At 59.5% G+C, this 12,073-nt stretch carries 11 protein-coding genes; 4 read left to right on the forward strand and 7 right to left on the reverse strand.

Features of this window, described 5'->3' with window-relative positions; translation table 11 throughout:
• Positions 1-23: 23 nt before the first annotated feature.
• The 3 genes from ACR0LL_RS13325 to ACR0LL_RS13335 all read right to left on the reverse strand — a co-directional run bounded on the left by ACR0LL_RS13325 (position 24) and on the right by ACR0LL_RS13335 (position 4,496).
• Positions 24-962 carry a DMT family transporter gene (locus tag ACR0LL_RS13325; protein WP_480587477.1) on the reverse strand — a complete coding sequence of 313 codons (939 nt, stop codon included), beginning with the start codon at positions 960-962 and terminating at the stop codon, positions 24-26.
• Between the two features lie 153 nt (positions 963-1,115).
• Positions 1,116-1,529, reverse strand: coding sequence for a group III truncated hemoglobin (locus tag ACR0LL_RS13330; RefSeq protein ID WP_480587480.1), 414 nt, complete (start codon positions 1,527-1,529; stop codon positions 1,116-1,118).
• Between the two features lie 48 nt (positions 1,530-1,577).
• Positions 1,578-4,496, reverse strand: a complete 2,919-nt coding sequence (locus tag ACR0LL_RS13335) for an error-prone DNA polymerase (protein WP_480587482.1) — start codon at positions 4,494-4,496, stop codon at positions 1,578-1,580.
• A gap of 110 nt (positions 4,497-4,606) precedes the next feature.
• Here ACR0LL_RS13335 and ACR0LL_RS13340 point away from each other — a divergent pair, with 110 nt between their 5' ends.
• The gene (locus ACR0LL_RS13340; protein ID WP_480587485.1) at positions 4,607-5,071 is read left to right on the forward strand and encodes a DUF1203 domain-containing protein; all 465 of its coding nucleotides are present in this window, start codon (positions 4,607-4,609) and stop codon (positions 5,069-5,071) included.
• On the opposite strand, the gene ACR0LL_RS13345 is transcribed toward ACR0LL_RS13340, so the two are convergent.
• Positions 5,068-6,060 (reverse strand): ABC transporter ATP-binding protein, encoded by a 993-nt coding sequence (locus ACR0LL_RS13345; RefSeq protein ID WP_480506606.1) that lies wholly within the window; start codon positions 6,058-6,060, stop codon positions 5,068-5,070. The genes ACR0LL_RS13340 and ACR0LL_RS13345 overlap by 4 nt on opposite strands.
• Before the next feature lie 87 nt (positions 6,061-6,147).
• Here ACR0LL_RS13345 and ACR0LL_RS13350 point away from each other — a divergent pair, with 87 nt between their 5' ends.
• Positions 6,148-6,327, forward strand: coding sequence for a zinc-finger domain-containing protein (locus ACR0LL_RS13350; RefSeq protein ID WP_267364399.1), 180 nt, complete (start codon positions 6,148-6,150; stop codon positions 6,325-6,327).
• A gap of 126 nt (positions 6,328-6,453) precedes the next feature.
• Entirely contained in the window at positions 6,454-9,255 is a 2,802-nt protein-coding gene (gene polA / locus ACR0LL_RS13355; RefSeq protein ID WP_480587488.1) for a DNA polymerase I, read from the forward strand.
• 43 nt (positions 9,256-9,298) lie between these two features.
• On the opposite strand, the gene ACR0LL_RS13360 is transcribed toward polA, so the two are convergent.
• Both ACR0LL_RS13360 and ACR0LL_RS13365 read right to left on the reverse strand, forming a co-directional pair.
• On the reverse strand, positions 9,299-9,529 hold the full coding sequence (locus ACR0LL_RS13360) for a DUF2798 domain-containing protein (protein ID WP_480474477.1): 231 nt from the start codon (positions 9,527-9,529) through the stop codon (positions 9,299-9,301).
• A gap of 53 nt (positions 9,530-9,582) precedes the next feature.
• A complete protein-coding gene (locus tag ACR0LL_RS13365) occupies positions 9,583-10,347 on the reverse strand; it encodes a hydroxypyruvate isomerase family protein (RefSeq protein ID WP_480587491.1) in 765 nt (254 codons plus the stop codon).
• A gap of 268 nt (positions 10,348-10,615) precedes the next feature.
• Between ACR0LL_RS13365 and ACR0LL_RS13370 the strand changes: the two genes are divergently transcribed.
• On the forward strand, positions 10,616-11,470 hold the full coding sequence (locus ACR0LL_RS13370; protein ID WP_480587494.1) for a DMT family transporter: 855 nt from the start codon (positions 10,616-10,618) through the stop codon (positions 11,468-11,470).
• On the opposite strand, the gene ACR0LL_RS13375 is transcribed toward ACR0LL_RS13370, so the two are convergent.
• Positions 11,453-12,028: a DUF1285 domain-containing protein gene (locus ACR0LL_RS13375; RefSeq protein WP_480587497.1), complete on the reverse strand. Its 576-nt coding sequence runs from the start codon at positions 12,026-12,028 to the stop codon at positions 11,453-11,455. The genes ACR0LL_RS13370 and ACR0LL_RS13375 overlap by 18 nt on opposite strands.
• Between the last annotated feature and the right edge of the window lie 45 nt (positions 12,029-12,073).

A 12,073-nucleotide genomic window follows, 5' to 3' on the forward strand; every position in this document is an offset into this window, starting at 1 on the left:
TCGGCGCGCCGTTTTTGTTAGATCTATTTTCCAGGCCGTGACGCCCCGGTATCTGAACGCGGCGACCGAACCCGCAGAACCGGGGTGTTGACCGAGGTGGTGTTGGCCCGGCTTTCTCGCCAAACAACATAGACGCCGGACGCGATGATGATGCTGGCACCGACGGCGACCCAGATGTCAGGGCGCTCGTCGAAGAAGATCATGCCAAACAGTGTTGCCCAGATGATCTGGCTGTACTGGCTGGGGGCGACGACACCGGCGGGTGCGGCGCGGTAGGCCAGAATGATCAGGTGTTGCGCGATGACCGAGAACACCCCAACCAGCGCCATCATCGCCAGATGCAGCAGGGAAGTCGGCTGGTATACAGCCGGTTGGGCAAGGCTCATCACGACGATGGCCAGCAGCATCGGATAGAGGATCAGCACGGCCGAGCGCTCCTCATTCCCGATCTTGCGCACAAGGACCGAGGCAAAGGCGCTGCAAAAGGCGGCCATCAGGGCGGCCATATGGCCCAGTGTGATATCCGTTGCACCGGGGCGCAGAACGATCAGGACGCCGATCAGGCCGACGCCAACCGCAGCCCAGCGCTGGACGCGGACCACTTCACCCAGTATCGGGATCGACAGCACCGTGACGATCAACGGGAATGAAAACAGCAAGGAATAGACCTCGGCCAGTGGCAGAACCGAAAACGCGTAAAACGCGCAGGACATGGCCGTTACCATCAGGCCCGAGCGCAGCAGAACGAGCCATGGATGATGCGGCAGAAAGTTTCCCGTCGTGCGGTCGGTCAGGATCGTGACGGCCATTGGAACGAACGAAAACAGCGTGGCGAAAAAGATGATCTGCATCACTGAATAGGTGCCGCCCAGCACCTTGATCAGCGCGTCGTGGCTGGCAAAGACGGCAAAGCCCAGAAATGCATAGCCAAGCCCCCGCAGGGTGTTGTTTTGAGCACTCATCGATCCGGCCTCGGCCTATGTTGATATGGTGACTATACATCATAGCAGCGCAGGCAGGGTTCCCGGCTGTCCGTAGTTCTGCTTAACCCTATTCCGAGGGCGCGAATAGCCCTTATTTTACCGCTAACATCGCATGGCCGCCATGATCCGGGATCATCGCAGGATCGGCGGCGCGTCTTTGGGCTGTCGTGCGGATTGGACACCTGCCTTCATGCCGACACCGATGCGGCGGGCCAAGGCGACCCACGGGGTGGCCGTTTCCGCGGGCAGCGTTCGGGTGGCAACCTCTTCGAACAGATCCAGCCAATGGGCAAAGAATTCCGGTTTCACATCGGGCCGTTCGATATGAACCCGTTGCGGATTGCCGTCATAGCAGCGCTCATACAGGATGGCATTGCGCCAGAAGGCGGCGATCTTGTCCTCATGCGCGGGCCAGTCGGTGACGTGGTTGGCAAATACGGGCCCAAGAACCGCGTCTTGCCGGACACGGGCATAAAAGGCGCGAACTTGCGCGTTGATCTGCGCGGGCGTCGCGGGAAAGCGCGGGGGAAGGATGGGTCTGGTCATGACGGCCTGAATTTCGACTCTGTTTTCGGCAGATAGGGTGTTCCGGGGTTACGGAACAGAGGTGGTTTTGTCGCGCCCATCCGGCGTCAGCAGATGCCGCAGCAGGGCCACCGGGTGCGCCCGTAGGCTGAGGCGGGTGGCGACGTAATCTTCGACCACCTGTTCGCCCAGCGTCATTTGCGGCAGATAAGCCTCGGGTTCGTCCAGCGCCTCGCCCTCCAGATCTTGCGAAAACAGGGGCAGAGGCTTGGCTGTGGCAATTGCCTTGGCCTGCCACAGCGCCTCGCGCCGGGTCAGGTCGCAGGCGGCGAAGGCATCAGCCTCGGCCAGCCGTTCGATCACCGATGGTCCAAGGCCTGCGCGGCGCCAGACATCGTCGACCTGGGTGTAGCCGTTGCCGCGCGCGGCGGTCAGCCAGCTGGCGTCTTCCTCGCTCAGGCCCTTGATCTGGCGAAAGCCCAGCCGCAGCGCCAGCCCGCCATGACCATCAGGCTCCATCACATTGTCCCAAAAGCTGGCATTGATGCAGACCGGGCGCACCTGTACCCCATGTTCGCGCGCATCCCGCACAATCTGGGCCGGCGCGTAGAACCCCATCGGCTGCGAATTCAGCAGGGCGCAGGCGAAGATGCCCGGATGGTGGCATTTGATCCAGGCCGAGGCATAGACCAGCAGCGCAAAACTGGCCGCGTGGCTTTCGGGGAAACCGTACGAGCCGAAGCCTTCGATCTGGGAAAAGCAACGTTCCGCGAAATCCTGTTCATACCCGTTGCGTTTCATCCCGCGCAAAAAGAGCGCGCGGAATTCGCTGACATTGCCATGTTTCTTGAAGGTCGCCAGCGAGCGGCGCAGCCGATCGGCCTGTTCCGGGGTGAAGCCCGCGCCGACAATGGCGATCTGCATTGCCTGTTCCTGAAACAGCGGTACGCCCAGCGTTTTGCCCAGCACCTCGCCCAGCGCGTCCGAGGGGAAGCTGACCTCCTCCTCTCCGTTCCGGCGGCGGATATAGGGGTGGACCATGTCGCCCTGAATGGGGCCGGGGCGGATGATAGCAACCTCGATCACCAGATCATAGAAATTACGCGGCCGCATCCGCGGCAGGAAGTTCATCTGTGCACGTGATTCCACCTGAAACACACCGATGCTGTCCGCCTTGCAGAGCATGTCATAGACCACCGGATCCTCGGGTGGCAGGGTGGCAAGGGTATAGCTGGTCTGGTGGTGCTGGCCGATCAGTTCGAATGCCTTGCGGATGCAGGTGAGCATCCCGAGGCTGAGGACATCGACCTTGAGGATGCCAAGGCTGTCAATATCGTCCTTGTCCCAGCAGATGACCGTGCGACCCTCCATCGTGGCGTTTTCGATGGGGACAAGCTCATCCAGCCGACCCTCGGTGATGATGAATCCTCCCACATGCTGCGAGAGGTGGCGGGGAAAGCCGTCGATCTCATAAACCAGCATTAGAGTCTGTTTCAGGCGCCGATCTTCGGGGTCGAGGCCAATTTCGCGCATCCGTTGCGCCTCAAGCCCCGAGGCCGAGAAAAAGCCCCAAAGCTGTGAGGAAAGCGCCGAGATCGTATCTTCGGTCAGACCCATGGCGCGTCCAACCTCGCGAATTGCGCGTTTGCCGCGATAATGCACGACAGTGGCGCAAAGGCCTGCGCGTTCGCGGCCATAGCGGTCATAGATGTGCTGGATCACCTCTTCGCGGCGTTCATGTTCGAAATCGACGTCTATGTCTGGCGGTTCATCGCGCGCCTCGGAGACGAAGCGTTCAAACACCATGGTGCCCATCTCGGGGCTGACCTCGGTGATGCCGAGGCAAAAGCAAACGACCGAGTTGGCAGCCGATCCACGCCCCTGGCAGAGGATGCTGCGCGAACGGGCGAAATGGACGATATCGCGGACGGTCAGGAAGTAGGGTTCGTATTTCAGCTTGCCGATCAGCGTCAGCTCATGCGCCAGCATTTTTTTCGCCTTTTCGGACGCCCCGGCGGGATAACGCCATTTCAACCCCTCATGCGCCAGACGGTGCAGGCGCTGGGTCGGGGTTTCTTGCGTGCTGCCCTCGTTGGGGTATTCATAACGCAGCTCGTCCAGCGAGAACGTGAGTTGTTCGCTGAGCGCATAAGCGCGGGCAACGGCCCCCTCATGACCTTTGAAGATGCGTAGCATCTCGGCCCCGGAGCGCAGGCGCTGTTCACCATTGGCCAAAGCGTCCCGGCCCAATGCGTCCACTTTGCGGCGCAGGCGGATGGCGGTCAGCACATCGCCCAGTTTGCGGCGGGTGCCGTGGTGCATCATCGGTGTCGCGCTGGCGAGCGTGAGGATGCCAAGCTGTTTTGCTTCGGTCTCTAATAAAGAGAAATACGAACCATCGGCGCCATCATACCGGGGGTGCATCAACAGATGCATCCGCCCGGCAAAGCGGCGCGTCAGCTGCTGCGCCTGTGTCCGCCACGCGCCCGCGCCGCCCGGAGAGCCCGCCGCCTGTGGCCACAGCAGCAGGTGGAGGCCATCGAAAAATTCGAGCAGGTCAGACAGGTGCAGGATGCAGTCGCCCTTATCGGCGCGCAGGCGGCCTTTGGAGAGGATGCGACACAGGTTGGCCCAGCCCTGCCGGTTCAGGGGCAGAGCGGTGACCATGGGCGCATCGGTGAAGATCAGTCGCGCCGCCGGGATCAGGCGGGGAACCGCGTGGATGGGATAGGAGGGCGGCTTGGGGATATGATCGGGGCAGGGTGGCCCGATTGAGGTATTCTGCGCCTCCCACGCCAGCCGTTCGCGGACCTTGCGGGCGATCTCGCGCGCCTGAGTATGGGCGCGGACGATCCCGGCGACCGAGTTGTCATCGGCAATCGCAATGGCGGGTAGGCCCAGGGTGACGGCACGCTCCATATACTCCTCGGGGTGCGACGCCCCGGTGAGGAAGGTAAAATTCGACGTGATCGACAGCTCGGCATACATGGCGATTCCACATTATATTCACGTTTTGTTCTTTTTCGAGTCCTTTGCGCAGGAAACGGGTCGATTGGGTCCGGTCGCACAGGCATGGTCAGCAAAAAAGGAGATCCGAGATGTTCAAAATCACCGCTTTGCCCACCAACGATGTACGCGCCCTTCAGGCAGGTGGCGCGGATGCATATGGTTCAACGCCGGAACGTGCTGTTTCGACGGGTGCAGGTAACCCGTGCCGCCACTGCCTGCGACATATTCCAGAGGGCGATGAGATGCTGATATTGGCACATCGACCTTTTTCAAAGACACATCCTTATGCAGAAACCGGCCCGATCTTTCTGTGTGCAACACCATGCGAGCGATACGAGGAAGACGCGCTGCCCGAAATTCTGACCACCTCGCCCGACTATCTGATCAAGGGCTACGGTGCGGATGACAGGATCGTCTATGGCACCGGGGCGGTCACACCGACGGACAGGATCGGCGCAAAAGTCAGGGAAATCCTTTCCCGATCCGACGTCGCCTATATTCACGTGCGGTCTGCGCGGAATAACTGCTATCAGGCACGAATAGACCGCGCCTAAAGCTTGACCCGGTGGATGCCCCGGCGTGGCTGATCCTGATCATCCGCTGGGTGATCCTCGGTACGGGAGGAGGTCAGGGCAAGGAATACATCCTCAAGATCGGCCTCTTCGGTGCGGACGTCGCGGATGCGGATATTCGCGGCGCGCACCGATTCCAGAACCTGCTCGGCACTGGTCTGAATGTTTCGGTATTGCAGGACAAGGCTGCCATCATCGCGGAGAGCTGCCTCGACGCCTTCTGACACAGGCAGATCAATGATCGGGCTGTCGGGCACAATCACCATGGTGCGGCTGTCCATGCGGCCCAGCAAGTTGGCCGTGCTGTCCTGCGCGACCTTTTCGCCGTGGTTGATAATGGCGATCTCGTCGCACATCTCCTGCGCTTCTTCCAAGTAGTGGGTGGTCAGGATGATGGTCATGCCCCGTTCGTTCAGCTTGCGCACATTGGCCCAGAGCATCTGGCGCAGTTCGATATCCACACCCGCTGTGGGCTCATCAAGCACAAGGATTTTCGGGTGATGCACCAGTGCCTTGGCCAGCAGCAAACGCCGCCGCATCCCGCCCGAAAGAGTGCGTGCATAGGCCTCGGCCTTGTCGCTGAGACCGACCAATTCCAGAATCTGATCACTGCGCCGTTGGGATTTCGGAACGCCATAGAGACCGGCCTGAACCTCAAGCGCGCCGCGCGGGGTGAAAAACGGGTCGAGGTTGAGCTCTTGTGGCATTACACCGATGGCCGATCGCGACTGGCGTGGACTCTGATCCTGATCGAAGCCCCAGATCGCCACGCGACCCGCCGATTTCACCACCAGACCAGCCAGGATATTGATCAGGGTCGATTTTCCGGCACCGTTCGGACCCAGCAGACCAAAAACCGAGCCGCGCGGGACGGTCAGGTCAATGCCTTTCAGCGCATGCTTTTCGGGCTGACCCTTGCCACCGCGATAGGTTTTGCGCAGCCCTTCGATCCTGATTGCCGCGTCGCACATGTGGCACTTGCCCCCGGTTTGATCATCGCTCATAAACGCACCTAATACATGCCCGCGTGGCCGACAACCGAAGAAGGATCGCCAGCCGTGACCATCGAAGCGCCGGAAACCAAGATCGTCGAAACCGCCCGTGTTGCCTGTGATGGCGGCGAAGGTGCGTTGGGCCATCCGCGCGTGTGGCTGCAAATTCCAGAAGACGCAGGCTGGGTCGAATGCCCCTATTGCGACTGCAAATATGTTCTGGCCGGGCATCAGACTGACGCCTGAGCCTGTGTTGCCCTGTGTGGGCATTGAGTATTTATGAAAAGATGAAGTTTGCGGCTGCGGTGCGGGTGGCTCTATCGTTGCGCCCGTGGCATTAGTGTTTTCGCAAACGATCAGAGAGGGCGCGAAATGACCACGAATTTCGGAAAAGGGTGTCACCTGCATCTGATCGACGGATCGGCCTTTATTTTCCGGGCCTATCATGCGCTGCCGCCACTGACCCGCAAGTCGGATGGGTTGCCGATTGGGGCTGTTTCGGGCTTTTGCAACATGCTGCAGAAATATGTCGAGGGAAACACCGGGGCAGATGCGCCGACCCATGTGGCGGTGATCTTTGATAAGGGTTCCCATACTTTCCGGAACGATCTTTACGACCTCTACAAAGCCAACCGCGAGGCGATGCCCGAGGATTTGCGCCCACAGATGCCGCTGACCCGCGAGGCGACAAAAGCGTTCAACATCGCCTGCAAGGAGATGGAGGGTTATGAGGCTGACGACATTATTGCGACCCTCGCCGTTCAGGCGCGGGATGCAGGTGGCCGTGTGACCATCGTGAGTTCCGACAAGGATTTGATGCAGCTGGTCGGGGACGGCGTCGAAATGCTGGATGCGATGAAGAACAAACGCATTGACCGGGATGGCGTGGTCGAGAAGTTCGGGGTCGGACCGGAACGTGTGGTCGATGTTCAGGCGTTGGCCGGTGATAGCGTCGACAATGTTCCGGGGGCGCCGGGGATCGGGGTCAAGACGGCGGCTTTGCTGATCAACGAATTCGGCGACCTGGAGACCCTGCTGGACCGGGCAGATGAGATCAAGCAGCCCAAACGCCGCCAGACCCTGATCGAAATGCGAGACCAGATCGAGCTTTCGAAGAAACTGGTTCAACTGGACGAGAATACTCCGCTGGATTTCACCTTGGACGACCTTGAGGTGAAGGACCCCGATGCTGACACACTGTTGGCGTTTCTGGCTGAGATGGAGTTCCGCACCCTCACCAAGCGTATCGCTGACAAGCTGGGAGTTGAGGCTCCGGTGATTGCCGACGCCCCTGCGCCAGCGGTGGAAGCGGTCGAGGCTGAGGTGATCCCGTTTGACAGCTCGAAATACGAATGCGTGCGTGATGCAGCGGCCCTGCAAAAGTGGATTGACCAGGCCTATGAGCGTGGTTGGGTTGCTGTAGACACAGAGACCACGGGCCTGAACGAGATGATTGCCGGTCTGGTGGGTATTTCGCTGTGTGTCGAGGCCGGAGAGCCCTGTTACATCCCGTTGACCCACCGCGATGGATCAGCGGATGATCTGTTTGGCTCGGATGCTTTGGCCAAGGGGCAGATGCCATTGGATGAAGCACTGAGGCTTTTGAAACCGATGCTCGAGGACCTGTCGGTCCTCAAGATCGGGCAGAACATGAAATATGATGCCAAGATCTTCAGGCGGTATGGCATCGACGTGGCACCCATCGACGATACGATGCTGATGTCCTACGCCATGCATGGCGGTGAACATGGGCATGGGATGGACACCCTGTCCGAGCGTTATCTGGGCCACACACCAATCCCGATCAAACCGCTGCTGGGGTCAGGAAAATCGGCAATTACCTTCGACAAGGTCGCGATCGACGAGGCCACGGCTTATGCCGCCGAAGATGCGGACATCACCTTGCGTTTGTGGCAGCTGTTCAAGCCGCAATTGCACCGGGCGCAGGTGACCACGGTCTATGAGACGCTGGAACGGCCGCTTGTGCCGGTGCTGGCCGAGATGGAGATGCATGGCATCAAGGTCGACCGTGATGTCCTGAGCCGGATGTCCAACGCATTTGCCCAGAAAATGGCCGGGTTAGAGGCTGAAATTCACGAGCTGGCCGGAGGAAGCTTTAATGTCGGGTCGCCTGCTCAGCTGGGCGAAATCCTGTTCGACAAAATGGGTCTGGAAGGTGGCAAGAAAGGCAAGACCGGCAAATACTCGACCGGCGCTGATATTCTGGAAGACCTCGCAACCGAGCATGAACTGCCGCGCCGTGTTCTGGACTGGCGGCAGCTGAGCAAGCTGAAATCGACCTATACCGACGCGCTGCAGACCCATATCAACCCCGACACAGGTCGGGTGCATACGTCTTATTCGATCACCGGAGCAAATACAGGGCGTCTGGCCTCGACCGATCCGAACCTGCAAAACATTCCGGTGCGGACAGAAGAAGGGCGGCGTATTCGTGAGGCTTTCATCGCCGAGCCGGGCAATGTGTTGGTAAGTCTCGACTACAGCCAGATCGAGTTGCGGATTCTGGCCCATATCGCCGATATTTCGGCTCTGAAACAGGCGTTTTCGGACGGTTTGGACATTCACGCCATGACTGCGTCCGAGATGTTTGATGTGCCTTTGGATGAGATGACGCCTGATATCCGCCGTCAGGCAAAGGCAATCAATTTCGGTGTGATCTACGGCATCTCGGGCTTTGGTCTGGCCCGAAACCTGCGCATTCCGCGGGCCGAGGCGCAGGGCTTTATTGATCGTTATTTCGAACGGTTCCCAGGCATTCGCCGTTATATGGACGACACAGTCGAATTCGCGAAAGAGCACGGCTATGTGCAAACCCTGTTCGGGCGCAAGATTCACACGCCCGAGATCAATGCCAAAGGGCCACATGCCGGGTTCTCGCGCCGCGCGGCGATCAATGCGCCAATTCAAGGTACGGCTGCGGATGTGATCCGGCGCGCGATGGTGCGAATGCCGGACGCGATCGCCGGATTGCCTGCCAGGATGCTGTTGCAGGTTCACGACGAGTTGCTGTTCGAAGTGGCCGAAGGTGCGGTGGATCAGGTGATCGACGTGGCCCGAGACGTGATGGAGGGCGCCTCGGATCCTGCGGTCAAACTGGATGTGAAGCTGGTCGTGGATGCCGGGAAGGGGGCGAACTGGGCCGAGGCGCACTAGCGGCGTTGTTCATCAGGCCTCGGCGGGCTGTCCTTGCAGCGGGTCAGCCCTGCGGCCTGACCATACGGTTCACCATTCGTTGCACGGACGGGCCAAACAGGAGGATTACGGTGAAGGCGATGGGCCAGCAAAATGCCCAGGACGCCATCCAGTCGCCAACTGTGCCGGGGTTAAACCCGATTGCTTTGACCGTCGCGATCCCCGTTACAATCAAGGACATGAGGCCGGACATGATCAGGCTGAAAACGGCACGGGCATAGCGGGCTGGTATCAAGGCAGGCATCCTAATGGTCGCAATGCCCTTGATGTGCGGTATCTGAATGAAAATTACCAGTGCAAGTCCCGCATCCAGTCGAGTGTGTCGCAGGTGCATTGAGTTGAAGGAGTGTATTCCGCGCTGATCCAGCCGCTATAACCTGCCGCGTCCATGGCCGAGAACAAGGCCTTGAAATCCGTTGGTCCGCGACCCGGTTCCGTGCGATCCGGGGCTGCGCCAACTTGGGCATGGACCACCTGCGGATGAAAGCGGTCCCAGACAGCCAGCGCGTCGCCATGGATCATATGGGCGTGAAAGCTGTCATATTGCAGGCCGACATTCGGGCGATCCACCTGGTTGAGAACCTCTGCTGCCAGTTCGTAATCGTTCAAAAAATATCCGGGCTGTGAAACCGGGTTGAGCGGCTCGATGGTGAATTGTTGCTGTGGGGCGAAATCGGCGGCCCATTGCAGATTTTGCACAAAACAACTCAATGCATCCGGCCCGGTGGCGTATCCGGACATGATGTGGATCAGGCCGGGGCGTAGCACCCCCGCATATCGCAGGACACGGCGAATGTCCGACTGGAACCGCGATTGACCATCGGGGATCGCTGCGTAACCCGGCGCACCCCCGGTGTAGTTGGGTGGTGGCGCGTTGATCAACACAAGCTCCAACCCGTTGGCAATCAAGGCGCGGCGGGTTTCCGTCGCGGCGATGTCGTAAGGAAACAAAACCTCGACCGCGGTAAACCCGGCATCTGCCGCCGCCTGAAACCGATCCAGGTAAGGCATTTCCGTAAACAGAAGCGAAAGGTTGGCAGCAAATCTGGGCATGAGCGGTCAGTGGTTGTGGTGATCCGATCATACGCAAGGGATGATTTTCGGGGAAGGGATCGAAAACGACAGATTGTCGAAAATCGACCAGATCGCTTGCTCCGAATCAGCAAGGGTCCGCACAGCGCGGCGCGTCATTACGGGTGCCGCATTAACAAAAGGTCCGAATCCAATGGCGATGAGCCCGGAACCCGTACGCGGGGCAACTACCGCTATGTCTGGTGGCCAAAACCCTGTGTTGTCAGGGAATGGGCTGGCGGTTGCCTCCATGATTACCTGGGCAGCGGGGTTCCCGGCGGCGGAAGTTTTGCTGCAAACCTGGCCCCCTGTTGCATTGCTGACCGCGCGCCTGGCGCTGGCGATTGCCGTTCTGATACCGGTCTGGATCCTGCTGGATGGCCCCAGCAGAGTGTTACGCGCAAGATGGGGCCGGGCGATGGTTGTCGGCGGCTTTGGTTTTGGCTTTGCCATGTTTCTGCTGATCGTTGCGCAGAAAATGACGGACCCGGTGACAGTCGCGATCATTGCATCCTGCGCGCCTTTGCTTGCAACGGTACTGGAGCTGACGGCAGGAACCCGACGGCTGAAGTGGACCTTTGCGTTGGGTGTTCTGGTGTCGGTTCTGGGTGGGCTGATTGCAACCAGCACCGCCGCGCCCGAACAGCTGGGGCTGGGCGCGGTTCTGGCGATCCTTGCAACGGGCCTGTTTTGCTGGGGTAGCATGGCCACTGCGCGCGACTTCCCCGAGCTTAGTCAGATTGGGCGCTGTACGATTACTTTCGTCGGTGGGTTGCTCATGGCCGCAGTGCTGAATTTTGGGGCGGCCCAGCTGGGCATGGATGTGCTGCCAACCGCCGCCATTGATGGGCAGCAATGGGGGATGCTTGGGATCTATGCCTTGATATCACTGGGGCTCAGCCAAGTGTTGTTCATCTCGGCCGTGGGAAAGCTGGGCGTGGCGCTGGCTTCGTTTCACATCAATATCGCCCCGTTTTACGTGATGCTGATCATGCTGATGCTGGGGGAAGACTGGAACTGGACCCGTGCGCTGGGCGCGGGCGTGGTTGCTTTGGCCGTCGTGCTGGCCCAGGATCGCGCTCCACGGTCAGCCAAGATCGGCTGAAGGGATCAGCGGGAAGAACTGCCCACCTGACCAGACACCGAACCAGCCCTCATGATGGCCGCCAATCTCGACAAGGCGATAGAAGCTTTTGCGATCTATGCGCGCTTCGAGGTTCGTGCGGATCAGTATGTAGGGTGACGGTTCTTCTGTTTCAGGATCGATTACAATCCGGATCGGATGCCCAGGACCTGCAACAGCGATGTCGTCCACTTGTGTGCGAAAGGTCAGGTCTTGCGTCTGACCTTCGCCGGTTTGCTCGAAATCCACGGCGATGAACGGCGCGTCCTCGACAGTGATTCCCACCTTTTCAACCGGCGTGACCAGATAGTATTTCCCGTCTTCTTTCTTAAGAATTGAGGAAAAAAGCTTCACAAGCTCAAACCGATTGATGGGCGAGCCTAAATAACTCCATGTACCATCTTTTGCGACACGGATGTCCAGATCGCCACAAAACGGAGGATTCCACAGGTGAACGGGCGGTAAACCCCGGGTTTTGGCGGCTTTTACCGATGCGGCCAATCCGTCGGGCGAGGGTTTCACAGGTTTTTGTCCGCTCATTGCTTTTGCCATTTCCTCTCAGCGCGATACACTTCAACCATATTC

This window comes from Ruegeria sp. AI2, from assembly GCF_056541275.1.